This window comes from Curtobacterium sp. MCSS17_015 (assembly GCF_003234265.2).
GTDB lineage: Bacteria > Actinomycetota > Actinomycetes > Actinomycetales > Microbacteriaceae > Curtobacterium.
In genome coordinates this window covers 3,085,848-3,109,487 of sequence record NZ_CP126256.1, presented here as the reverse complement: position 1 = coordinate 3,109,487, position 23,640 = coordinate 3,085,848, and the positions used below count along the sequence as shown (strand labels likewise).

Sequence of the window (23,640 nt, the reverse complement as noted above, 5' to 3'; positions counted from 1 at the left end):
GCAGAAGGCCCCCCGCATCCTCGGATGCGGGGGGCCTTCTCGCGTCGCGTGCGTGCGGCGGCCAGGAGGCGCGGGGCGGGTCCGCACGGGCCTCGCGTCCGGCGCGTGCCGGCCGTCAGACCGAGCGGCCCGCGTCGCTGCCGCGACCGCCGGGATCCCGACCGCTCTCGTCGGCGAGCGAGTACAGGCTGAGGACGTTGCCGTCGGGGTCGCGGGCGTCGAACCAGTCGATGGCACCGTCGACGCACTCGATCGGACCGACGTCGATGCCGAGGGCGGCGATGCGTGCGTGCTGGGCGAGCACGTCGTCGACGCCGAAGCGGACGGTGACCGGGTTCTCGTCGGCGTCCGGGTCCTCGAGGAGCTGGATCCAGATGCCGCCGACCTCGTACTCGGCGACGCCCTCGGTGGGCTCGAGGTCGGGCTCGAGCCGTTCGAACACCGCGCCGTACCAGAGGCACGACGCCTCGAGGTCGGTGACGGGCAACCCCACGGTCACGCTCGTGATGTCCATGCCTCATCATGGTCTCTCCGCACCGGGCGCGTCGAGGGGTACGGCATGCTGGGGGCATGGCGACGCTGCGTGAACGGGTCACGGCTCCGGCCCACCTCGACCTCCCGACCGCGGTCGGCGGGCTGGCCTTCCGACCGGCCACCGAGGCCGACCTGCCGGCGGTGCACGACGTGGCCGTGGAGTCGGCCGCCGTGGACGACCCGCAGACGCACCCCTCCCCAGAGGACTTCGCCCACCGGCTGTCCACAGCAGGACTCGACCCAGCCCGCGACACGGTGGTCGGCACCGATGCTGATGGGCATGTCCACGCGTACGCCATCGTCATCGCGGTCCCGAGCCGGGACACCGCCGCCCGTGTGCTCCTCGCCGGGTCGGTGCGTCCCGCGTACCGCGGACAGGGCGTCGGGCGGCGGTTGCTCGCGTGGCAGACCGGTCGGGGACGGCAGCACCTCGCTGCACTGGACGTGGACCTGCCGGGCGCGATCGACCTCACCGCGCCGCAGGGCTCGTCGGCGCTCGCGTTGGCCGCACGCTTCGGCCTGGAGCCGGTGCGGTACTGGGTCGACATGCAGGTCGTGTTCGACCAGGCTCCGGCGCGGGACGCCCTGCCGACCCTGCCCGACGGCCTGGTGCTGCGCCCCGCGACGCTCGACGACGTCGAACGCATGCGGATCGCCAAGAACGACGCCTTCCGCGACCACTGGGGATCACAGCCGATGCTCGCACCGGACTGGCACGGGTACCTCACGGCCAGGAAGACCCGGCTCGAGCTCTCCCGCGTGGTCGTCGACGAACACGGGGACGTCCTCGCGTTCACCGTGGTGGAGTCCGATCCAGGCGCGTTCTCCGCTCGTGGTCGGAGCTTCGCCTACCTGCACTGGGTCGGTGTCGTCCGGCGCGCACGCGGCCGCGGACTCGCTCCCCTGGTGCTCGCGGCGACGCTCGGCGCCGTCGCCGACGCCGGACTCTCGGCGGCCGCGCTGGACGTCGACTCGGAGAACCCGAGCGGGGCGGTCGGGCTGTACGAGCGCCTCGGGTTCGTCGCGGGTGCGGTCAGCGTCACGACGTCCACAGCGCTCTAGCACCGGCCGTCGCGCACTCGATACCCGCGGGTACCCCTGTTCTGGGTGCAGTCACGAATGCTCCGCCCCCTCCTTCTGGGACTGCTCCGGACACGCGCCCGGACGTACCGTGGTCGAGCGTCGTACCCCTGGCGGCGCCCATCGAACCACGCGGCTTCGGCGCGCCCGGCAGCAAGGAGGTACGGGGCACATGGCAACCCTGTCCGAGATCCTCATCCTCAACGGCGCCCTCCCGATCGAGTACCTCGACGCGATGACCGGCCACGAGGACGTCGACGAGCAAGCGATCCGTTCCCTCGTCGAGCAGGGCGTCGTGAGCGAGGCGCAGTACATCACCGCCCGTGCCGCCTCGCACAACTCCAAGACGGTCCCGCTGACCGACTACCCGGTCGACGGCACCGCGGTCTCGGTGCTGCCCGCTCCGCTCTGTCGACGGCACTCGGTGCTCGGCATCGGGTTCGAGGGGGAGACCCTCGTGCTCGCGATGGTGAACCCCGCCAACGTCCTGGCGATCGACGACGCCCGTGCCGCCTCCGGCCGACCCATCAAGCCGCTGCAGGTCGACGAGCGCGACCTGCTCGCCGCCTTCGACCGCTACCTGCGCGCCGATGACGAGCTGAACGACCTCACGTCCTCGCTCGAGGAAGAAGCCGGGCGCACCACCGAGCAGCAGGTCGACATCGGCGACGGGGCGCTCGACGACGTACCGATCGTCCGCTTCGTCAACCTGCTCGTCTCGCAGGCGATCCAGGACCACGCGTCCGACATCCACATCGAGCCGGGCGAGCACGAGGTCCGCGTCCGCTACCGCATCGACGGCGTGCTGCACGAGATGTCCCCGGCGCCGAAGAACATCCAGAACGGCGTCATCAGCCGGCTCAAGATCATGAGCGACATCGACATCGCCGAGCGACGGAAGCCGCAGGACGGCCGCATGTCCGTCCGCCACGGTGGACGGCAGATCGACCTCCGCGTCGCCACGCTGCCGACCGTGTGGGGCGAGAAGGTCGTCATGCGGATCCTCGACAACACGAACACGTCGCTGACCCTCAAGGACCTCAACCTGCTCGACCGCAACGCCGCGGCCTACCAGAAGTCCTACTCGAAGCCGTACGGCATGATCCTCGTCACCGGCCCGACCGGTTCCGGCAAGTCGACGACGCTGTACACGACGCTCAACGCCGTGGCGAAGCCGGAGATCAACGTCATCACGGTCGAGGACCCGGTCGAGTACCGGATGGCCGGCGTCAACCAGGTCCAGGTGAACCCGAAGGCCGGCCTGACGTTCGCGTCCGCCCTGCGGAGCATCCTCCGCTCGGACCCCGACGTCGTGCTGCTCGGTGAGATCCGCGACCACGAGACCGCCCAGATCGCGATCGAGGCGTCACTCACGGGTCACCTCGTGCTCTCCACCCTGCACACCAACGACGCCCCCTCGGCCGTCACCCGCCTCACCGAGATGGACATCGAGCCGTTCCTCGTCGGGTCGGCGCTCGACTGCGTCGTCGCCCAGCGACTCGCACGCAAGCTCTGCGATCGCTGCAAGGTGCCCGCCGTGTACGAGGCCGAGCAGCTGCACGCCCTCGGGTTCCTCGACGCACCTGACGCGGTGATGCCGGAGTTCTTCGCCCCGCTCGGCTGCTCCGTCTGCTCGAACACCGGGTACCGCGGGCGCATCGCCCTGCACGAGGTGATGACGGTCACCGAGGAGATCGAGCGACTCGCCGTCGCCCGTGCCTCGAGCGCCGAGATCAGCCGCGTCGCCCAGCAGCAGGGCATGCTCACCCTCCGGATGGACGGGTGGGAGAAGGTCAAGCTCGGTCTCACGAGCGTCGACGAGATCCTGCGCGTGGTCGCGTAGCCCTGGAGGACGACCAGATGACCGACTCCGTCTACGACGTGACGCCCGCGAGCGATGAGCCCGTGGCCGGCTGGCACCCCGGAACGCCCGGCGTGCCCGGCACCGAGCTCGGCGGACGGCGTGCCGCACGCCTCGCACAGGCCGGACAGCAGCCGCCGACCTCGTACCCGCCGGCCGCGGCGCACCCCGCGCCCGTGTCGTCCGCGCCCGTCTACGACCTCGGCGACGACCTGGCCGCGTGGTCCGCGCCGGTCGGGCAGCCCGTCGCGGTGCCGGTGGCCCAGCCGCAGGCCGTGCCGGCGACGCCGCCAGCCGCCGTCCCGCCGTCGACGGCGAGCTACGGGTACGACTCGTACCAGGCCACCGAGCGGTTGCCGGTGGCGCCCGCCGCCGTCACCACGAACCTCCAGACCGTCGCCGCCCGCACGCCGGTCGCGATGGTGGCGCCCAGCGGCAGCCCCGAGATCAACTTCACGCGGCACGCGCGCGAGGTCGCCGACTCCGACCTGATCACCGCACTCGCGCAGGTCGTGTACCAGGGTGCATCGGACCTGCACGTGACCGCGGACGCACCGCCGACCGTGCGGGTCGACGGGTCGCTCCGACCCGCCGTGCCGGGAGGCCCGTGGGCCCGCAACAAGGTCATCGCGGCGCTCAAGACACTGCTGTCCGGCGACCAGGCGGCGCAGTTCGACCAGGAACAGGAACTCGACTTCGCGTACTCGCTGTCGCCGGAGTACCGCTTCCGCGTGAACTACTACCAGCAGCGCGGCAACTGGGGTGCGGCCTTCCGCATCATCCCCACCAAGATCAAGACGCTCAAGCAGCTCGGCATCCCCGAGCACGTCGGCGAGTTCGCCAAGCTGTCCCGCGGACTCGTCCTCGTCACCGGCCCGACCGGCTCCGGCAAGTCCACGACGCTCGCCGCGCTCATCGACCTCGTCAACGAGACCCGTGCCGACCACATCGTCACGGTCGAGGACCCGATCGAGTTCATGCACGAGCACAAGAAGGCGATCATCAACCAGCGTGAGGTCGGGGCGGACACGCACTCGTTCGCCCGCGCCCTGAAGCACGTCCTCCGCCAGGACCCGGACGTCATCCTCATCGGCGAGCTCCGCGACCTCGAGACGATCTCGGTCGCGCTGACCGCCGCCGAGACCGGCCACCTCGTCTTCGCCACGCTGCACACGCAGAGCGCCCCCGGCACGATCGACCGCGTCATCGACGTCTTCCCGCCGCACCAGCAGGGGCAGATCCGTACGCAGCTCGCCGCGACCCTCGAGGGCGTCGTCTGTCAGACCCTCGTCCCGAAGGCGAACGGCACCGGCCGCATCGTGTCGACCGAGATCATGAAGACCACCCCCGCCATCGGCAACCTCATCCGCGAGGGCAAGACCTACCAGATCACCTCGGCAATGCAGGCGGGGCGGGACGCGGGCATGCACACCATGGACCAGGACCTGGCCGAACTGGTCAACGTGGGCACCATCACCCGCAAGGCGGCGCTCGAGAAGGTCCACGACCTGGAGGGCTTCGACCGGCTCGTGCAGCGCGTCGAGTCACCGTCGGACGCCTCCGCTGACGCCATCGCCGCCAGCGGGATCGACTTCGGCGACAAGTTCTCCGGAGGCTACTGATGTCCCTCGCGTTCGACTACCGCGGCCGCGACGGCTCCGGCAAGCTGGTCAAGGGTCGGCTCGACGCCGCCTCCGAGGGTGCCGTCGTCCAGCGGCTCCGGGGGATGGGTGTCTCGCCGATCGCGATCACCGAGGCCAAGGCCGGCACCGGCCTGCAGACCGAGATCAAGATCCCCGGCTTCGAGAAGGGCGTCGGGCTCAAGGACCTCGCGATCATGTCCCGGCAGGCGTCGACGATGCTGTCGTCGGGGCTGTCACTGCTCCGCGCGTTGACGATCCTGGCCGACCAGACCGAGAGCAAAAAGCTCAAGGGCATCCTCGGCAAGGTGCGCGACGAGGTCGAGCAGGGGGTGTCGTTCTCGGACGCCGTGGGGAAGTACCCCGTCGACTTCCCGCCGATCATGATCAACATGATCCGGGCGGGGGAGACCGGCGGGTTCCTCGACCAGGCGATGGACTCGATCGCGACGAACTTCGAGAAGGAGCACAAGCTCCGGACCACGATCAAGTCCGCCATGACCTATCCGGTCGTCGTGCTCATCATGTCGCTCGCCGCGGTGGCGATCATGCTGATCTTCATCGTGCCGATCTTCCAGGACATGTTCTCGAGCCTCGGAGGCACGCTTCCGTTGCCGACGATGGTGCTGGTCTACGCGTCTCACGCGATGCGGTTCGTCCTGCCGGTTCTCATCCCGTTGGTGATCGTGGCCTGGCTGTGGTGGCGGGCGAACAAGAATTCGGCCAAGGTCCGATCGGTGATCGATCCGATGAAACTCCGCCTGCCGGTGTTCGGTGCATTGACGCGCAAGATCGTCATCGCTCGTTTCTCACGCAATCTCTCGAACATGATCGCCGCCGGAGTTCCCATTCTCCAGGCGCTGCAGATCGCCGGCCAGGTCGCAGGGAATTCCGTCATCGAGTCCGCAGTGGACCGCGTTGCTGAAGCAGTGCGAAAGGGAGACACGATCGCCGGCCCGTTGACGAAGGAGTCGGTGTTCCCCTCCATGGTTTCGCAGATGGTCTCCGTCGGAGAGGACGCCGGGTCACTCGAGACAATGCTGGAGAAGATCTCGGTGTTCTACGACAATGAAGTGGAAGCCACCACGGAAGCATTGACGTCCCTGATCGAGCCGTTGCTCATCGCCTTCCTCGGCGTCGTGGTCGGCGGGATGATCGTGGCGCTCTATCTCCCGATCTTCCAGATCACGAGCCTGATCAAGTAGTAGTGGCTGCCCCCTCCACGGGGGTAGAACGATTCCGCCGCACCCCCGGTAGTGGGGGTATTTCGTTCGCATCTGCCCCCCGTTCTCGGGATTATGCGGCGTGCGAGCCCCGATTAGCTTTGACATCGCGGCGGAGCAGTCCCCGGCATCATCCCCCATTGCATTCCCCAGAACGGAAACCACAATGCACTTCGCTCTCATGGGCAAGCTCGACGCTCGCCGCAAGGGTCTCCTCCAGGACAAGGAAAAAGGCTTCACCCTCATCGAGCTCCTGGTGGTCGTCATCATCATCGGCATCCTCGCCGCGATCGCGATCCCGGTGTACATCGGCGTGCAGAACAACGCGAAGGACTCCGCCGCGAAGTCGGACCTCACCAACGCGAAGACTGCGGTCATCTCATCGTTCACGCAGAACCAGAAGAACCCGGCTGACCTGACCAATCTCGGCAACGACGGCTACACGGCGTCGACCTACTCGTCCACCGGCGTCGCTCCTGCCCTCAAGAGCGGAGCGAACGCAGCCGACGGCAAGTTCTGCATCGAGGTCAAGAGCAACGCGGGCAACGTCTTCAGCGTCACCCAGGACAGCGGCGTCAAGTCGAGCGCCTGCAGCGCCTGATCCTCCTCCGGGAGCGGGTCGCGCGGAAGCGCGGCCCGCTCCTGTCCGTCATCGCACCCCGAAGTCGAGAGGAACGTCGTGCGTCTCGTAGAGCGCCTCCGCGCACGGCACACCGAAGAAGACGGCTTCACCATCATCGAGGTGATGGTCGCGATGACCGTGTTCGCGATGATCGCAGCAGGGGTCGCCGCGGGCATCGTCTCGAGCATCTACCTGACGCAGGACAACCGCTCGCGCGAGGCTGCGCTGAACCTCGCCACGCAGGAGATCGACCGCGTGCGGAGCGTCAAGGACGTCTTCACCGTGACCAACTCGTCGAGTCCGGCGCAGGTCGGTGGGCAGCAGTACACCGTCACCCGATCGGTGAACTGGATCACGTCCACAGGCTCCGACAACGCATGCGGAGCGGGAGACGGTGTCCTCGCCTACAAGCGCGTCAACGTCGAGGTTGCATGGTCGAACGGAACGTCGAGCAAGCAGCGGTCCGTCGACATCGACACGCTGGTCGCGCCACCGACATCGGTCGCGAGCAACACGAGTTCGACGATCGTCATCGCGGTGTCGACGGCGAACGGTGCGCCCAACACCGGTGCGACGGTCGCCGTCAGGCCGGTGGGAGGCGGTGCTGCGCTCCCGCCCGCGCAACCGGCTCCGACCGACGCGAACGGGTGCTCCTACGCCGTCGACGTGAAGCCGGGGACCTACGAGGTCTCGGTCTCGAAGAGCGGGAACACCGACGAGGACTTCGCTTCCACCGCCTCGAAGCAGGTTGCCACCGTCGCCGGCAGCGTGGCCAGCCAGTCGTTCCTGCTCGACCAGCCGGCATCGGTGACGCTGCAGTACGCGGCGAACGCCAGGGCCGGGAGCAACCCGAAACTGCCGAGCGGTCTGTCCGCGTCCTTCGTCCGCGGTCAGACGGTGACGACGGTGACGTCCTCGCAGACGAGGGTGTTCCCCTACGGGTACGACGTCTACGCGGGCAAGTACGACAAGACGACGTGCGCCAACGTCAACCCCTTGGCGTGGTCGATCCCCACGACGTCGAACCTCATGGTGGACGCGGCCAGTGTCCCCACCGGGGTCGGCGGAGTCGCGGGCGACTCGAGCACGGCCAAGATCCCGATGGGCCTGATCGACGTGAAGCTCGTGGGTTCCGACACCGTCCTGGTCGCGACTCCGACTCCCGGGCCGAGTGCCGCGAACGACCCCGGGTGCACGACCCGACCGGCAACCACCTACACCTTCACCGGGCTGAATTCGAAGACCGCGACGACCATCGCCCTGCCGTACGGGACCTTCCAGTTCAAGGAAGGGACGTCTGCGGCAGCGCTCGGGCCGAACACTCCCGTCTTCGCCGCTTCCGTCGGCGCGACGAACGTCAACGTGACGGTCTCCGGAAGCACGGTGCTCTTCGATCCCCGGACGAAGGGCGCGCCGTGACGCGGCGGTGGAGAGAGCTGCGTCGACGGGTGCTCGTCGAGGAGCGCGGCATCAGTCTCGTCGAACTCATCGTGGCGATGACCCTCAGCATCCTCATCCTGACGGTCGCAGGGTCCTTCCTCGTGTCGGCGCAACGCGCGTCGGTGACGGCTCGAGCGGTCAACGACAACACGCGTACGGCAGCAGCAGCGATGAACGAGATGACCCGGATCCTGCGATCGGCGACGAACAACGCGGTGTCGACGGGTGACGAACCGCAGTACGCCTTCCAGTACGCGAGTGCGACCAGCGTCCGCTTCTTCTCCTACGTCAACACGGCCTCGACGGCGTCGCGGCCCGTGCTGGTGCAGCTCACGCTCGATCCGGTCCGACGATCGATCATCGAGACGAAGTGGGCGGGCACCCAGGTGGGTGCGAGTGATTACTACACCTTCCCCCTGGCGTCGACGCCGTCCCTGAGTGCGACGCCGATGTCGACCCGCACGTTGGCGACGTCGGTCGTGTCCACGCGTGCCTTCACGTTCACCAACGCCGCAGGCACCATGCTCGGTTCGATCGACGCCCCCCTCAGTGCAACCGACCTGACCAACGTCCGTCGCGTTGCGATCACCATCACCGCGGGAACGGACCTGTCCGACCGCCGCGCAACGACGTTGACGAACAGCGTCAGCCTCGCGAACCTCTGATCGGAGCCTCATCGTGATCCGGATCCTCCATACGCTGCGTGCTCGCGACGACGAGCGCGGCGTCGCACTCGTCGCGGTCGTCGGCGTGGGCATGGTGGTCATGATGCTCGTCGCGACGCTCGTAGCGGTCTCGTCGAGCGGAGCGCGACTCACCACGAACGACCGGGACTGGGCGCGTGCCGCGGCCGCGGCCTACGCGGGCATCGCGGACTACCAGGCCCGTCTCAATGCGGACAACTCGTACGGGACCCACGGCGAGGAGGCCGCTCCGTTCAGCAGGGACAGCGGGAGCAAGTTCTCCGACGGCCCCGGCGGCAATCCGGCCTTCGGGTACCGGCCCGAAGACCGTTGGGTGAACGTTCCCGGGCGCGACGGCACTCCGAGTGGTGGCTCCTACCGGTACGCGGTCGACAACTCGAAGCTCACATCGCAGGGTGCCATCCGTGTGCAGTCGACGGGGCGCGCTGGTTCGACGACACGGACGTTCATCGCGAACGTCCGACCGGACGGCTTCTCCAACTACCTGTACTTCACGAACTACGAGTCCCAGGATCCCTCCGTGAGCAACGAGACGGTCAACTCCACCTGCGGCGGTCAGCAGTGCAAGGTCCCCTGCACCAGTGAGTACCGGCCGTTCGCCGTCGGGACGACCTGCCAGTACATCCAGTTCGCGGCACGCGACCTGCTCGAAGGCCCGGTGCGGTCGAACGACCAGTTCCGGATCTGCGGCGCGACCTTCCAGGGCACCGTGCAGAGCGTGTACGGCTGGACCAAGGCAGGGTGCACCGGCACGACGCCGACCTTCGCGAGCAACCCCACGACGAGCTCGACGCTCACGCCGCCGGCCACCATCGCGGATCTCCGCGACTACACGCGCGAGGACCTCCGGTCGACGACGGACACGCCGGAGGGCCCGGGCTGCCTGTACACCGGTCCCACGAAGATCACCTTCCTCGGCGGAGGGAAGGTCAACATCGTCTCGCCGATGACCGTGAAGACGTGGGTGAAGGGAGCAGCCGAACAAGCGGGCGGTTTCCTGACGGGCGGCAGCCAGCCAGCCCGTTGCGGGGACGTCGAACAGCTGCACACCCCCGCCGGCGCGACGATCGACATCCCGAAGAACAACCTCATCTACGTGCAGAACGAACCGGCCGTCCGGTCGCGTGGCGGTCAGGACCCCAATCTCTGGAGCAGCTCGGAGTACAAGCGGGAGGCCACCGCGTGCGACGTCACGACGCGCGCCAGCACGGCCACGACGCTGCCGTCGAACGGGGTGGGTTTCCCCGAGGTCGGCAGCACCAACGAGGCAGACCCGACAGCGGGCCTCGGCAACACCGTGACCGATCCGTACGGCTGCGACAACGGTGACGTCTTCGTGAGGGGCACGGTGGACAAAGCGGTGACCGTCGCTGCGGAGAACTACCTGTACGTCACCGGCGACATCACCTACCCCGCGACCCGGTCGGCGTCGACGGTCCTCGGACTGATCGGACAGCGTGCGGTGTGGGTCTGGAACCCCGTCAACCAGGCCAAGCAGCCCTACAAGCCGGCCAACCGCCGGATCGACGCGGCGATCCTCGCGAACGACGGCACGTTCGCGGTACAGAACTACACGCTCGGGTCCTCTCGGGGAACACTGACCGTGAACGGATCGATCGCGCAGAACTTCCGTGGTGCGGTGGGGACCGGGAGCGGGGCGAGCGGGTACTTCAAGGACTACGCCTACGACCCGTCCCTCGCCACGTACACCCCGCCGAAGTTCCCGCAACCGACGATCACGACCTACCGCGTCGCGACGCAGCTCGAGTCCCGCACCGCCTACACCGCATCGGGGGCAGCGGTACCGTGACGATCTCGGCAGCCGCTCCTGTCCTGGTCGTGCTCGTCGGCGTCCTGGGCATCGTCGTCGGGTCGTTCCTGAACGTGGTCGTCCACCGCGTCCCCGCCGGACTCTCCGTCGTCCGGCCGGCCAGCGCGTGCCCGCGGTGTGGGCACGCGATCCGCCGTCGCGACAACGTGCCCGTCCTGTCGTGGCTTGCGCTGCGGGGTCGTTGCCGGGACTGTGGCGTCCGTATCTCGAAACGGTACCCGCTGGTCGAGGCGGCGACGGGCGGGCTCTTCGTGGTCGTCACGCTCCTCCTCCTCACGGCGCCCTGGTCGCCCGCGACCGGTGGGGCAACGGGAGCGTCAGCGGACGTCCACGCGCTCGTCGTGCTCGTCGCGTACCTGTACCTGATGGCGCTCAGCGTGGCGCTCGCGCTCATCGACCTCGACACCCACACGTTGCCGAACCGGATCGTGCTGCCGGCCTCCGTGGTGATGCCGGTGCTGCTGATCACGGCATCCGTCCTGTCCGGCGACTGGGCAGCGCTGGGGCGGGGCGCGGTCGGAGCGGTGATCCTCGGCGGGGCCTACTTGGGGCTCGCCGTGGCGGTGCCCGGCGGTATGGGGTTCGGGGACGTGAAACTCGCCGTCGTGCTCGGGCTCGCCCTGGCGTACCTCGGATGGGGACCCCTCGCAGTGGGTTCTTTCGGTGCGTTCCTCCTCGGCGGTATCTTCGCCATCGCCCTGGTCGCCGTGCGGCGAGCCGGACGGCGGAGCGGGATCCCGTTCGGCCCCTGGATGCTCGTCGGCGCCTGGCTCGGGATCGCGTTCGGTCCACCGCTCTGGGCGATGTACCTCGGGCTCCTCGGGCTCTCGTGATCAGCCCTCGACCGCGAACCCACCAAGTCCTCCCGGCGTCCGGCCCGGGCATGCACCATCCTCCGCAGAGCTCCTCCGCGGCGGCACGGAAGGAGGCCGTCATGGCCAAGAGCATCGTCGGCGTCGACATCGGCGCGGCTTCGATCCGCGCTGTCGAGGTGCAGGACGCAGATCGGGCGAAGCCGGTGATCCTCCGCTTCGCCGAGGTGCCGGTGCCCGAGGGATCCACGCGGCAGGGCGAGGTGGTCGAGCCCAACACGGTCGCGGCCACCCTCCGCCAGCTGTGGTCCGTCGGGAAGTTCCGGTCGCGCGACGTCGTCCTCGGGATGGGGAACCAGCGCGTGCTCTCCCGTGACCTGACCGTGCCGAAGGCTCCGCTGGCGCAGATCAGGGAATCACTGCCGTTCCAGGTCCAGGACATGTTGCCGGTCCCGGTCGTGGACGCGATCCTCGATTTCTACCCGACCTCGGAAGGGACGAGCGAGAACGGCCCGACGGTCAGCGGTCTCCTGGTCGCCGCCGTGAAGGACGCGGTCCTCGCGAACGTGCGCGCGGTCCAGACCGCCGGCCTCAACCCGGTCGCGGTCGACCTCATCCCGTTCGCCCTCGCGCGCGTCCTCTCGCCGTCCCAGCGGAGCGGGACCACGGCCATCGTCGAATGCGGCGGCAACACCACCACGGTCGTGGTCGTCACCGACGGCGTGCCGAAGTTCGTGCGCATCATCCCCACCGGAGGCGAGGACGTGACCCGGCTGCTGGCTGGCCGTCTCGAAGTCCCAGCATCCGCAGCGGAGTCCGTGAAGCGTCACTTCGGTATGGACTCGACCCGTGCCCGGACCCGCGACGACGCCCTTGCGGTCGCCGCGGTCCGGGAGACGGTCGGAGAGCTGCTCGCGAGCCTCCGGAACACGATGAACTACTTCGTGAACACCCACCCGTCCGAGCCCGTCGGCGAGGTCCTGCTGGTCGGCGGTGCGGCTGAGCTGCCGGGCTTCGCGTCGGCGCTCGCTGAGGCCACCGGCTTGCCCGTCCGACGCGGTGAGCCGTTCACCCACGCCGGGCTCGCGAAGTCGATCCGCCCCGAGGACCTCCAGACCCACGCCTCGTCGATCACGGTGGCGTGGGGGCTCGCTGTCGGAGGGAAGGCAGCATGAGCGAGGCGAAGATGAAGCAGCCGCGGTTCGCCGGGGCGCGTGGGCGCACGAGTGTGAGCCCGGAGCGCCGCGTCGTCGAGGAGACCGCGCAGCGGTCGAAGCGCCAGCCCCGACGTGGGGCCGGCAACGGTCCGGTCGTCGGCGCCCGTCCGCGTGCGGACCTCCTGCCGACCGAGGTGCTGGTTCACCGGCGTGAACGACGGGTCGTCGGTCGTCTGTGGGCGGGAGTCGTCGTCGTCGCGGTGGCGGTCGGCATCGGCATCGGAGGCGCTTCCCTCGTGGCGACCCGAGCGACGGACGACCTCGCGAACGCACAGGCGCAGACGCTCTCGCTCCTGCAGCAGCAGGCGCAGTACAAGGAAGTGCGGACGACCGAGACCTCGACGTCGCTCCTGGAGTCCGCACAGGCGGTCGGAGGGTCGACCGAGATCGCGTGGGGGCCGTACCTGCGAGAGGTGCGGACATCCCTCCCCGAGGGCGTCGTCATCAACGGCGTGGGCGTCGACTCGGCTTCCCCGCTCGAGCCGTACGCACAGACCGATGCGCCCCTGCAGGGCAGGCGGGTCGCCACGCTGACGCTCGACGCGATCAGCCAGACGTTGCCGACCGTGCCGGACTGGCTCGAGGCGGTTCGATCGTTGGACGGCTTCGTCGACGCGACCGTCAATTCCGTGACGCTCGAGGAGACGAGTGGCCACTACACGGTCAACATGACCATCCACGTCGACGAGCGAGCATTCGACGGCAAGTACCTCCCGCAGAAGAAGGGGGAATGACATGACCCGGAACCACCTCAACATGGTCCTGGCCGTGCTCGCCATGGTGGTGGTCGCGACTGCAGGCTTCTTCCTCGGCGTGCAACCCCAGCTCAGCCGTGCGGCGACCGACGGTGCCCAGCAGGCGACCGTCGAGCACGAGAACGCGGTGAAGTCCGGCGAACTCGCCCGCTTGCGGCAGCAGGCGAAGACCCTGCCCGAGATGCGGACGGCACTTGCCGAGTTGCAGGCCTCCGTGCCGTCGTCGGACCGCATGTCCGCGTTCTACGACGAGGTCGACCAGGCAGCGACGACGGCAGGAGTCACGGTCTCGACGATCACCACCTCGGACGCGACCGCCTACATCCCGCCGGTCGCCGAAGCGGCGTCGACCGCGACCGACGGGACCGAGCCGGCGGCCCCGCCCACTGCGACCCCCGCGCCGTCCGCATCGGCCACGCCCTCGCCGCCGGGCGTCACGACCGACGCGCGGATCACCGGGGAGAACTTCTCCGTGATCCCCGTCACGGTGTCGGTGGACGGCTCGTTCGACCAGGCGATGGCCTTCGCGACCGAGGTACAGGACCTGTCCCGGCTGTACCTCGTGACGTCGATCACGTCGTCCGCCTCCGAGCCGTCGGCGGAATCCACCGAGACGTCCTCCACGACCTGGAACTTCGGCGGCTACGTCTACGTCCTCGACATCGATGCCGACGCGTCGGGCACGGCCGCAGCTTCCGACGCCGCCGGCTGACCCCCATCCCCGCAGAACGCCCCCCGGAAGGGGTCCCGCCGCCACGCCGGACCCGCTTCCGCCGGGGCGTTCCGTGCCTCTACGATGCTGCTCGGGCCCGCGCTCGCGGCTGCCCATCTCCCTCTCGGACGTCCCCTCGGAACGGGCGTCCCTCGTCGTGCCCGGAGTCGCTCGTGTTGGTCGGTGTCGTGGAGTTCCTCGGCTGGTTCGGAGCCGTAACCGTCCTCGTCGGTTACATCCTGTTCTCCCTCGGGAAGATCGCGAACGGCCCGGTCTACCAGCTGTTCAACCTGGTCGGCGGTGTCGCGATCGCCGTCAACGTGGCCGCGCACAACGCCGTGCCGTCCACGATCGTGAACAGCATCTGGGCCGCCGTCGCCGCCGTGGTGCTCGTCCGGATGGTCGTGCGTCGACGTCGGGGTACGGCCGGTGTGCAGCCGACGCCCGAGCTGCACGCGGAGCCGCCCACCACGACCGCGGTCCTCCCGGTGATCGGTCCGGCGCTGCGCGACCACGACCTGGTCGAGGCCGGTCGCGAACCGGCACCGCAGCAGGCGCCGACGTCCCACGTGGCGGACGCGACGACCGTCGTCGCCCCGACCCCGGGCCTCCCGTCCGCTGACGGTGACCGCACCGGCCCGGCCGTCGGCCACGATGCTCCCGCGCCGATGACCGAGACGGTCCCGGTCATCACGGCGACCATCGCGCTGGCGCTCGTCCAGGCGGCCCACCAGCAGCACGCTCAACAGCAGGGGGCCGCGCAGCGGGACACGGCGCAGCCCGAACCCGCGGACGCCCCGTAGCGGCCGGACCCGGACCCTCCGCAGGGCGCTACGATCGGCGCATGTCCCGGTGGTTGGTGGCGACGATGGCGTCCGTCCTCTTCATCGCGCTCGTCATCGCCGTGACGGGCTTCGAAGCGCTGCTCGCGGACGTCGAGGCGATCCGCCAGCCGGACGCCACCCCGTACCTCGGACCCGGCATGGTCGTCGGGGCCGCGGTCGTCGTCTTCCTGGCGACCGCGACGGGCGCGCGCGAGGGCAACCCGGTCGTCACCGGGCTCGTCGCCGCTGCGACGACCTACCTCGTGATGCTCGGCGTGGGGGCGGTCGGCTACACACTCGTCCGGTCGGACGCCGCCGAACTGCTCGTCTTCCCGGCCGGGTACGCGCTCAGTCCGTTCGTCGTCGGCGGCGTCGTGGTCGCGCTCGTCACGGTCGTCGGCGGCATCTCGGCGGTGCGGTGGCAGGCGCCTCGTCCACAGGGGCAGCAAGCGGCACCGGTCCGTCCACAGGACTGACGGGAGGCCCGCCCCACCTCCGTCCCGCCCGGTACGATTCCGAGACGGGCTGACCGATCGCACCTTGGGGGACTCATGACCGACGGACCTGACCACGTACCGGGCTGGGGATCGGTGCCGGGGGCGGACACCCTGCGCGGGGACGCCGTGCTCCCCGCCGTGATGACCGCGCCTGCGCCGGGCGGCCCCCCGTCGGGGCAGCCGGATGCGTCCGCCGGTGGCCCGGGGCACGGCCCCGGCCGCCCCCGGCGGGGGCTGCGCAAGGGTGCGGTGATCGGCATCGTCGCAGGGGCGGCAGCGCTCGTGCTCCTCGTGGTCGCCGGTGGGATCGGTTGGTCGGTCGGATCGGACAGCCACTCGGCGGAACGGCCGGTGCAGGCGTTCCTGCAGGACGTCGAGGACGGTCGGTTGTCGGACGCGCTCGAGTCCGCGGGCATCGACCGCGACACCGACGACGTGCTCCTCACCGATGCCGCGTACGCCGAGGCGGGCGACAAGATCACGGCGCACCGGATCACCTCCGTCGACGAAGGTGACGACCGGGCGACCGTGCGAGTGCTGCTGACCCAGGCCGGCCGGAGCGTGCCGGCCACCTTCGAACTCGAGCGCACCGGCACCGACTGGGGCGTGTTCCCCGTCTGGGAGCTGCAGCCGCCGTCCCTCGGTTCGGTCGAGGTCGTCGTGCAGGGGCCGACCCGCAGCGGGGTGCAGGTCGCCGGGGCCCAGGTGACGACCGGTGACCTGGGTGCGGTCGCGCTGCGGGCGTTCCCCGGCTCCTACGAGGTCTCGGCCGACGGTGGGAAGTGGTTCACGGCAGATGCGTCGACGGCTGCCGTCCGGGGGTTCGGGACCCCAGGGACCCCCGTCGTGCTCGCCACGACCCTGACGGACGCGGGCCAGCAGGCGGCGAGCAAGGCGGTCGACTCGTGGGTGGACGGCTGTGTGGCATCGCCCACGGCCACGCCCGACGGGTGCAGCTTCTACGCGTACGGCGAGAACCCGGCGAACACCTACACGAACCAGAAGTGGACGCTCGACGCCCGTCCGGCCGTCGGGGTCGGCGCGTGGTCGTCGAAGGGATGGCTGGTCGAGACGCGCTCCCCGGGCTCCGCGAGCTTCACGGCGGACTTCACCGGCCCGGCCGGGCGCGGGAGGGCGACGGCCGGTCCGATCGACGTCAACGCGTCGGGGTGGATCACGGGCTTCGACGACGACGGCGCCACCTTCGTTCCCGCCGTCGCCAACGGCAGCAGCGACTCCGGCTCCTGAGCATCCCGTTCCCCGCAGCGACGCCGTTCTCGCCCTGGGTGGACGGCGTGGTGCCGGGGCTGCCGCGGATTGATTTCAGCGGGTCCGACGGCTAGGCTCTTCTGGGTGTGCGCCTTCGGGCGCGCCCAGATCCTGCAGGCCTCCGGCCTCCTGATCACTCCATCCCCAGTCTTCCCCGCCGTCAGGCGGTGGTCCGTGTGGGATGAGGAAGCCGACGGACCGCGTCGGCCAGAGAGCACGAGCGAAGAACCAGGAGAACAGTTGCCTACCATCCAGCAGCTCGTTCGCAAGGGTCGTACGCCGAAGGTCGTCAAGACCAAGGCGCCCGCCCTGAAGGCGAACCCCCAGCAGCGTGGCGTGTGCACCCGCGTCTACACCACCACCCCGAAGAAGCCGAACTCGGCACTGCGCAAGGTCGCTCGTGTCAAGCTCTCGAACGGCACCGAGGTCACGGCCTACATCCCCGGTGAGGGCCACAACCTGCAGGAGCACTCGATGGTGCTCGTCCGCGGCGGTCGTGTGAAGGACCTCCCGGGTGTCCGCTACAAGATCATCCGTGGTGCCCTGGACACCCAGGCCGTCAAGAACCGTAAGCAGGCTCGTAGCCGCTACGGTGCGAAGAAGGGTTGAGTTAGATGCCTCGTAAGGGTCCCGCCCCGAAGCGCCCCGTCGTCGCCGATCCGGTCTACGGCGCTCCCGTCGTCAGCCAGCTCGTCAACAAGATCCTCCTCGACGGCAAGAAGGGCCTCGCCGAGCGCATCGTCTACGACGCACTCGAAGGGGTCTCCTCCAAGAACGGCCAGGACGCCGTCACGACGCTCAAGAAGGCGCTCGACAACGTCCGTCCGACCCTCGAGGTCCGCAGCCGCCGCGTCGGTGGCTCGACCTACCAGGTCCCGGTCGAGGTCAAGCCGCACCGTGCGAACACGCTCGCGCTGCGCTGGCTGACCTCGTACGCCAAGGCCCGTCGCGAGAAGACGATGACCGAGCGTCTCATGAACGAGATCCTCGACGCGTCGAACGGTCTCGGTGCCGCGGTCAAGCGCCGTGAGGACACCCACAAGATGGCCGAGTCGAACAAGGCCTTCGCGCACTACCGCTGGTAGTCATCCGGCACCGTCCGGGTGCCTCGGTCAACAGCCGAGGCACCCGGACGGCCGCCACCCTCTCCTACAACTCTCTCGGAGGAACCCTGTGGCACAGGACGTGCTCACCGACCTGAACAAGGTCCGCAACATCGGCATCATGGCGCACATCGACGCCGGCAAGACCACGACCACCGAGCGCATCCTGTTCTACACGGGCATCACGCACAAGATCGGTGAAGTCCACGACGGCGCAGCCACCATGGACTGGATGGCGCAGGAGCAGGAGCGCGGCATCACGATCACGTCGGCCGCGACGACGTGCTTCTGGGACAACAACCAGATCAACATCATCGACACCCCGGGTCACGTGGACTTCACGGTCGAGGTGGAGCGTTCGCTCCGCGTCCTCGACGGTGCGGTCGCCGTCTTCGACGGCAAGGAGGGCGTCGAGCCCCAGTCCGAGACCGTGTGGCGTCAGGCGGACAAGTACAACGTCCCCCGTATCTGCTTCGTCAACAAGATGGACAAGCTCGGTGCGGACTTCTACTTCACCGTCGACACGATCATCAACCGCCTCGGTGCGGAGCCGCTCGTGCTCCAGCTCCCGATCGGTGCCGAGAACGACTTCGTGGGCGTCATCGACCTGATCGAGATGCACGCCAAGGTCTGGCCGGGCGATGCCAAGGGTGACGTCACCATGGGCGCCCAGTACGAGGTCCAGGAGATCCCCGCGGACCTCAAGGACCGCGCCGAGGAGTACCGCGCCAAGCTCGTCGAGCGTGTCGCGGAGACCGACGACGCGCTGCTCGAGAAGTACTTCGGCGGCGAGGAGCTCACCAAGGAAGAGATCAAGGCTGCGATCCGCAAGCTGACGATCAACTCCGAGGTCTACCCGATCCTCTGCGGCTCGGCCTTCAAGAACCGTGGCGTGCAGCCGATGCTCGACGCGGTCATCGACTACCTGCCGTCGCCGCTCGACGTCCCGCCGATGATCGGCCACGACGTCAAGGACGAAGAGGTCGAGATCATCCGCAAGCCGGATGCCACCGAGCCCTTCTCGGCGCTTGCGTTCAAGGTCGCGGTGCACCCGTTCTTCGGTCGCCTCACCTACGTCCGCGTGTACTCCGGTCACATCGACTCCGGCGCCCAGGTCATCAACTCGACCAAGGGCCGCAAGGAGCGCATCGGCAAGATCTTCCAGATGCACTCCAACAAGGAGAACCCGGTCGACTCGGTCACCGCCGGCCACATCTACGCGGTCATCGGTCTCAAGGACACGACCACGGGTGACACCCTGTGCGACCCGTCGAACCAGGTCGTCCTCGAGTCGATGACGTTCCCGGAGCCGGTCATCGAGGTCGCGATCGAGCCGAACACCAAGGCCGACCAGGAGAAGCTCTCCACCGCGATCCAGAAGCTCGCCGAAGAGGACCCGACGTTCCGCGTCGAGCTCAACGCCGAGACCGGTCAGACGACGATCAAGGGCATGGGCGAGCTCCACCTCGACATCCTCGTCGACCGCATGAAGCGCGAGTTCAAGGTCGAGGCGAACGTCGGCAAGCCGCAGGTGGCCTACCGCGAGACCCTGACCAAGGTCGTCGAGCGCTACGACTACACCCACAAGAAGCAGACCGGTGGTTCCGGTCAGTTCGCGAAGGTGCAGATCGCGCTCGAGCCGATGCCCGTCACCGCTGAGAAGGTGTACGAGTTCGAGAACGCCGTCACCGGTGGCCGCGTCCCGCGCGAGTACATCCCCTCGGTCGACGCTGGTATCCAGGACGCGATGCAGGTGGGCGTGCTCGCCGGCTTCCCGACCGTGGGTGTCAAGGCCATCCTCAAGGACGGTGCGGCGCACGACGTCGACTCGTCCGAGATGGCGTTCAAGATCGCCGGCTCGATCGCGTACAAGGAAGCGGCTCGCAAGGCCGGTCCCGTGCTGCTCGAGCCGATCATGGCCGTCGAGGTCCGTACGCCCGAGGAGTACATGGGCGACGTCATCGGCGACCTGAACTCGCGTCGTGGTCAGATCTCCGAGATGACCGATGCGTCGGGCGTCAAGGTGGTCCGCGCGAGCGTCCCGCTGTCCGAGATGTTCGGGTACGTGGGCGACCTGCGCTCCAAGACCTCTGGTCGTGCTGTCTTCTCCATGGTGTTCGAGACCTACAACGAGGTCCCGCGCAACGTGGCGGACGAGATCATCCAGAAGAGCACCGGGGCCTGACGCTCCCGCGTCATCCCCAGGCGAGGGTGCCCGGCGACGGGCCCCTCGTCACCAAGTAAAGTAGAGACACACACACCGCGCGCCAACAGTGCAGGGCCGACCAAGGTCCTGCCGGGGGCGACGCATCCGAGTCCTGAGGAGGACCCACAGTGGCCAAGGCCAAGTTCGAGCGGACCAAGCCGCACGTCAACATCGGAACCATCGGTCACGTCGACCACGGCAAGACCACGCTCACGGCGGCGATCACCAAGGTTCTGCACGACCAGTACCCGGACCTCAACGAGGCCCGTGACTTCGCGCAGATCGACAACGCTCCCGAAGAGCGTCAGCGCGGCATCACGATCAACATCTCGCACGTCGAGTACCAGACCGACAAGCGCCACTACGCGCACGTCGACGCTCCTGGTCACGCCGACTACGTGAAGAACATGATCACCGGTGCGGCCCAGATGGACGGCGCGATCCTCGTGGTCGCCGCCACCGACGGCCCGATGCCCCAGACGCGTGAGCACGTGCTGCTCGCCCGCCAGGTCGGCGTCCCGTACATCGTCGTCGCGCTGAACAAGGCCGACATGGTGGACGACGAGGAGATCCTGGAGCTCGTCGAGCTCGAGGTCCGCGAGCTGCTCGGCTCGCAGGAGTTCGACGAGGACGCCCCCGTCGTGCAGGTCTCGGCGCTCAAGGCGCTCGAGGGCGACGAGAAGTGGGTCAAGTCCGTCCAGGACCTGATGGCCGCCGTCGACGAGAACGTCCCGGACCCGGTGCGCGCCACCGACCAGCCGTTCCTCATGCCGATCGAGGACGTCTTCACGATCACCGGTCGTGGCACCGTCGTCACCGGTCGTGTCGAGCGCGGTGAGCTCGACATCAACTCCGAGGTCGAGATCGTCGGCATCAAGGCGACCCAGAAGACCACGGTCACCGGCATCGAGATGTTCCGCAAGCTGCTGGACAAGGCAGTCGCCGGTGACAACACCGGTCTGCTCATCCGTGGCCTCAAGCGCGAGGACGTCGAGCGCGGCCAGGTCGTCGTGAAGCCGGGTTCGGTCACGCCGCACACCGAGTTCACCGCGAACGCGTACATCCTGAACAAGGAAGAGGGCGGTCGTCACAACCCGTTCTACGCGAACTACCGTCCGCAGTTCTACTTCCGCACCACGGACGTCACCGGCGTCATCACGCTGCCCGAGGGCACCGAGATGGTCATGCCCGGTGACACCGTCGCCATGACCGTCGAGCTGATCCAGCCGATCGCCATGGAAGAGGGCCTCCGTTTCGCCATCCGCGAGGGTGGTCGTACGGTCGGTGCCGGTACGGTCGAGAAGATCATCAAGTAACTCCGGTTGCTGCGTCAGCGGGGTCGGGCCTTCGGGTCCGGCCCCGCTTCCGTGTTCCCGGACCGCCGTCCGGGGTACGTTCCTGCCGCCGACGGCAGTGCCGATGGTGTTGCATCGAGGACGTGACACGTCTTCGCCGCTCCTCGACCAAGGGTCGCGGGTACCACCGCGTCCGCAGTGGCAAGGGCTTCTCCTACCGCGACCCGCACGGCACGACGGTGACGGACCCCGAGGTACGCCAGCGCCTCGAGGACCTCGTCATCCCGCCGGCATGGGACGACGTCTGGATCTCGCCGTACGACAACGGCCACATCCTGGCCACCGGGATCGACGGCGCCGGACGCCGGCAGTACATGTACCACCCGTCCTGGCGCGACCGGATGGACAAGATCAAGTACGACCGTGCGTTGGCGCTGGCCGAGTCCCTCCCGGCCGCCCGACGCATGGTCACGCAGGACCTCCGCCGCCCGGAGCCGGACCGCCGACGGGCGCTGGCTGCCGCGTTCCGGATGCTCGACCAGGGGTCCCTGCGCGTCGGCTCCGAGCGCTACGCCACCGAGCACGGCAGCCACGGCCTGTCCACCCTGCTCTGCACGCACGCCCACATCTCCGGCGACGACATCGAGCTGGAGTTCCCCGGCAAGAGCCACCAGGCGTGGTCCTCGACGATCCACGACGCCGACCTCGCCCGTGTCCTGGTCGGGATGAAGCGCCGCGGGCCGACCGCGCGCCTGCTGTCGTTCCGTGAACGGCGCGGCGACGACTGGCAACCGGTGACGGCCGAGGACATCAACGCGTACGTCAAGGAGCGCGCGGGGGAGGACTTCACCGCCAAGGACTTCCGCACGCTGCACGGCACGGTCGCGGCCGCGGTCGACCTGGCCCAGACCGGCGTCCTGTCCAGTCAGGCCAAGCGCAAGAAGGCGATCTCGCACGCGGTGAAGGCCGCCAGCGAGGTCCTGGGCAACACCCCGACCGTCGCCCGTCAGAGCTACATCGACCCGCGGCTCCTGGATGCGTACGAGCACGGCGAGACCATCGACCCGACCCGGTTGCACGCGGCCGAGGCCGAGGTCCGGGCACTCCTGTACCGCCAGTGACGTGATCGGTCGCCCGCGGTTCCCGGATGACGTAGCGTTGGTGGTCGTGCCCGCCCACCCCACGAGGCACGGAAGGACCCATCAGTCGTGACCGACGAGTGCATCCACGGTTTCCCCATCGAACTCTGCGACATCTGCTCCCCCCGGCAGCGTGATCCGGAGACCATCACGAAGACCCCGACGCCGCGGCGGACCCGTGTGACGACGTCCCTGCGGTCCGCCCCGACGAACGCGAACGGGAAGCCCGTCGAGCCGACGCTCCCCGCCACCCGCGACTTCGCGGCACTCCGGGCCCACCACGTCACACACGTGGACAACCTCGCGTCCATCGTCGCCGAGGGCGCGATCCTCGCCGCCGACCAGGCGGCGCCGTCCGTCGACGTCAGCTCCGCCGCCACCCGGGAGGCCCGTGGTGCGGCCACCGCACCCGACGGTTCCAGCGTGGCCGGCCACGTCCCGTTCACCCTGTCGCCCGACGCCCGCCGCTGGGACGAGCTCCGTTCCGGCGCCGAGGAGGGCCGTTGGTCGGACGCCGCCCGGCGCACCCGCGCGACCGAGTACGTCGTCCTCGTGGTCCCGACGACCGCGTTCGGTGCCTCCGTGATCCTGGCGGACACCGACGCCGACGACCCGGACGTGCGGTTCGCCGTCGGGCCGGAGGCAGCGACCAACCTGCTCCGCCGGACCGACATCACGGACCCGTCGATGCACGGCGTCGAGCTGCTCGCCGGCCCCCGGGTGCCGCTGTCCTCGGTCGCCCTGGTGGGTGTCCCGAACGACAAGGTCCGCCAGCAGGTGAAGGCCGTCTTCGCCGAGCAGGGTGGGGCCGCGCCCCGCGTGGCGGTCTTCCCGCCGTGGTTCGTCCCGCCGCTGCCCGAGGACTGACGCCGGACC

At 68.9% G+C, this 23,640-nt stretch carries 22 protein-coding genes; 21 read left to right on the top strand and 1 reads right to left on the bottom strand.

Features of this window, described 5'->3' with window-relative positions; translation table 11 throughout:
• Positions 1-115 precede the first annotated feature (115 nt).
• Positions 116-514 carry a VOC family protein gene (locus DEJ18_RS14890; protein WP_111209985.1) on the bottom strand — a complete coding sequence of 133 codons (399 nt, stop codon included), beginning with the start codon at positions 512-514 and terminating at the stop codon, positions 116-118.
• A 56-nt stretch (positions 515-570) separates the two neighbouring features.
• Between DEJ18_RS14890 and DEJ18_RS14885 the strand changes: the two genes are divergently transcribed.
• From DEJ18_RS14885 to DEJ18_RS14785, 21 genes are all read left to right on the top strand, one after another.
• Positions 571-1,596 carry a GNAT family N-acetyltransferase gene (locus DEJ18_RS14885; RefSeq protein WP_111209986.1) on the top strand — a complete coding sequence of 342 codons (1,026 nt, stop codon included), beginning with the start codon at positions 571-573 and terminating at the stop codon, positions 1,594-1,596.
• 190 nt (positions 1,597-1,786) lie between these two features.
• Complete coding sequence (locus DEJ18_RS14880; protein WP_111209987.1) at positions 1,787-3,457, top strand: GspE/PulE family protein; 1,671 nt, start codon at positions 1,787-1,789, stop codon at positions 3,455-3,457.
• Between the two features lie 17 nt (positions 3,458-3,474).
• Entirely contained in the window at positions 3,475-5,097 is a 1,623-nt protein-coding gene (locus DEJ18_RS14875) for a type IV pilus twitching motility protein PilT (RefSeq protein WP_181434146.1), read from the top strand.
• Positions 5,097-6,320, top strand: coding sequence for a type II secretion system F family protein (locus tag DEJ18_RS14870; RefSeq protein WP_111209988.1), 1,224 nt, complete (start codon positions 5,097-5,099; stop codon positions 6,318-6,320). The genes DEJ18_RS14875 and DEJ18_RS14870 overlap by 1 nt, the downstream gene beginning before the upstream one ends.
• Positions 6,321-6,504: 184 nt before the next feature.
• On the top strand, positions 6,505-6,939 hold the full coding sequence (locus DEJ18_RS15925) for a type IV pilin protein (protein ID WP_111209989.1): 435 nt from the start codon (positions 6,505-6,507) through the stop codon (positions 6,937-6,939).
• Between the two features lie 78 nt (positions 6,940-7,017).
• Entirely contained in the window at positions 7,018-8,379 is a 1,362-nt protein-coding gene (locus DEJ18_RS14860) for a prepilin-type N-terminal cleavage/methylation domain-containing protein (RefSeq protein ID WP_111209990.1), read from the top strand.
• Positions 8,376-9,065: a hypothetical protein gene (locus DEJ18_RS14855; RefSeq protein WP_146241508.1), complete on the top strand. Its 690-nt coding sequence runs from the start codon at positions 8,376-8,378 to the stop codon at positions 9,063-9,065. Before DEJ18_RS14860 ends, DEJ18_RS14855 begins: the two co-directional genes overlap by 4 nt.
• Positions 9,066-9,078: 13 nt before the next feature.
• The gene (locus DEJ18_RS14850) at positions 9,079-10,914 is read left to right on the top strand and encodes a hypothetical protein (protein ID WP_111209992.1); all 1,836 of its coding nucleotides are present in this window, start codon (positions 9,079-9,081) and stop codon (positions 10,912-10,914) included.
• Entirely contained in the window at positions 10,911-11,768 is an 858-nt protein-coding gene (locus tag DEJ18_RS14845) for a prepilin peptidase (RefSeq protein ID WP_258376870.1), read from the top strand. The genes DEJ18_RS14850 and DEJ18_RS14845 overlap by 4 nt, the downstream gene beginning before the upstream one ends.
• Positions 11,769-11,869: 101 nt before the next feature.
• The gene (gene pilM, locus DEJ18_RS14840) at positions 11,870-12,922 is read left to right on the top strand and encodes a type IV pilus assembly protein PilM (RefSeq protein ID WP_111209993.1); all 1,053 of its coding nucleotides are present in this window, start codon (positions 11,870-11,872) and stop codon (positions 12,920-12,922) included.
• Positions 12,919-13,698: a hypothetical protein gene (locus DEJ18_RS14835; protein ID WP_111209994.1), complete on the top strand. Its 780-nt coding sequence runs from the start codon at positions 12,919-12,921 to the stop codon at positions 13,696-13,698. Before pilM ends, DEJ18_RS14835 begins: the two co-directional genes overlap by 4 nt.
• Position 13,699: 1 nt before the next feature.
• Positions 13,700-14,431, top strand: coding sequence for a hypothetical protein (locus DEJ18_RS14830; protein ID WP_111209995.1), 732 nt, complete (start codon positions 13,700-13,702; stop codon positions 14,429-14,431).
• 173 nt (positions 14,432-14,604) lie between these two features.
• The gene (locus DEJ18_RS14825) at positions 14,605-15,234 is read left to right on the top strand and encodes a CBU_0592 family membrane protein (protein ID WP_111209996.1); all 630 of its coding nucleotides are present in this window, start codon (positions 14,605-14,607) and stop codon (positions 15,232-15,234) included.
• A 41-nt stretch (positions 15,235-15,275) separates the two neighbouring features.
• Complete coding sequence (locus DEJ18_RS14820) at positions 15,276-15,731, top strand: DUF6121 family protein (RefSeq protein ID WP_111209997.1); 456 nt, start codon at positions 15,276-15,278, stop codon at positions 15,729-15,731.
• 75 nt (positions 15,732-15,806) lie between these two features.
• Positions 15,807-17,000 carry a hypothetical protein gene (locus tag DEJ18_RS14815; protein WP_111209998.1) on the top strand — a complete coding sequence of 398 codons (1,194 nt, stop codon included), beginning with the start codon at positions 15,807-15,809 and terminating at the stop codon, positions 16,998-17,000.
• Between the two features lie 261 nt (positions 17,001-17,261).
• A complete protein-coding gene (gene rpsL / locus DEJ18_RS14810) occupies positions 17,262-17,630 on the top strand; it encodes a 30S ribosomal protein S12 (protein ID WP_058728453.1) in 369 nt (122 codons plus the stop codon).
• Positions 17,631-17,635: 5 nt separating this feature from the next.
• Positions 17,636-18,106, top strand: coding sequence for a 30S ribosomal protein S7 (rpsG, locus tag DEJ18_RS14805; protein ID WP_110824254.1), 471 nt, complete (start codon positions 17,636-17,638; stop codon positions 18,104-18,106).
• An 88-nt stretch (positions 18,107-18,194) separates the two neighbouring features.
• Positions 18,195-20,309: an elongation factor G gene (gene fusA / locus DEJ18_RS14800; RefSeq protein WP_111079989.1), complete on the top strand. Its 2,115-nt coding sequence runs from the start codon at positions 18,195-18,197 to the stop codon at positions 20,307-20,309.
• Positions 20,310-20,458: 149 nt separating this feature from the next.
• Positions 20,459-21,646 carry an elongation factor Tu gene (tuf, locus tag DEJ18_RS14795; RefSeq protein WP_111079988.1) on the top strand — a complete coding sequence of 396 codons (1,188 nt, stop codon included), beginning with the start codon at positions 20,459-20,461 and terminating at the stop codon, positions 21,644-21,646.
• 122 nt (positions 21,647-21,768) lie between these two features.
• Positions 21,769-22,746 (top strand): DNA topoisomerase IB, encoded by a 978-nt coding sequence (locus tag DEJ18_RS14790; RefSeq protein ID WP_111079987.1) that lies wholly within the window; start codon positions 21,769-21,771, stop codon positions 22,744-22,746.
• An 87-nt stretch (positions 22,747-22,833) separates the two neighbouring features.
• Positions 22,834-23,631 carry a DarT ssDNA thymidine ADP-ribosyltransferase family protein gene (locus DEJ18_RS14785; protein ID WP_111209999.1) on the top strand — a complete coding sequence of 266 codons (798 nt, stop codon included), beginning with the start codon at positions 22,834-22,836 and terminating at the stop codon, positions 23,629-23,631.
• The last annotated feature ends 9 nt before the right edge of the window (positions 23,632-23,640 follow it).

What these genes read in the sequence shown, in the direction of transcription:
- DEJ18_RS14890 (WP_111209985.1), bottom strand. Translation starts at nt 514, where the DNA reads ATGGACATCACGAGCGTGACCGTGGGGTTGCCCGTCACCGACCTCGAG.
- DEJ18_RS14885 (WP_111209986.1), top strand. Translation starts at nt 571, where the DNA reads ATGGCGACGCTGCGTGAACGGGTCACGGCTCCGGCCCACCTCGACCTC.
- DEJ18_RS14880 (WP_111209987.1), top strand. Translation starts at nt 1,787, where the DNA reads ATGGCAACCCTGTCCGAGATCCTCATCCTCAACGGCGCCCTCCCGATC.
- DEJ18_RS14875 (WP_181434146.1), top strand. Translation starts at nt 3,475, where the DNA reads ATGACCGACTCCGTCTACGACGTGACGCCCGCGAGCGATGAGCCCGTG.
- DEJ18_RS14870 (WP_111209988.1), top strand. Translation starts at nt 5,097, where the DNA reads ATGTCCCTCGCGTTCGACTACCGCGGCCGCGACGGCTCCGGCAAGCTG.
- DEJ18_RS15925 (WP_111209989.1), top strand. Translation starts at nt 6,505, where the DNA reads ATGCACTTCGCTCTCATGGGCAAGCTCGACGCTCGCCGCAAGGGTCTC.
- pilM (WP_111209993.1), top strand. Translation starts at nt 11,870, where the DNA reads ATGGCCAAGAGCATCGTCGGCGTCGACATCGGCGCGGCTTCGATCCGC.
- DEJ18_RS14835 (WP_111209994.1), top strand. Translation starts at nt 12,919, where the DNA reads ATGAGCGAGGCGAAGATGAAGCAGCCGCGGTTCGCCGGGGCGCGTGGG.
- DEJ18_RS14830 (WP_111209995.1), top strand. Translation starts at nt 13,700, where the DNA reads ATGACCCGGAACCACCTCAACATGGTCCTGGCCGTGCTCGCCATGGTG.
- DEJ18_RS14820 (WP_111209997.1), top strand. Translation starts at nt 15,276, where the DNA reads ATGTCCCGGTGGTTGGTGGCGACGATGGCGTCCGTCCTCTTCATCGCG.
- DEJ18_RS14815 (WP_111209998.1), top strand. Translation starts at nt 15,807, where the DNA reads ATGACCGACGGACCTGACCACGTACCGGGCTGGGGATCGGTGCCGGGG.
- rpsG (WP_110824254.1), top strand. Translation starts at nt 17,636, where the DNA reads ATGCCTCGTAAGGGTCCCGCCCCGAAGCGCCCCGTCGTCGCCGATCCG.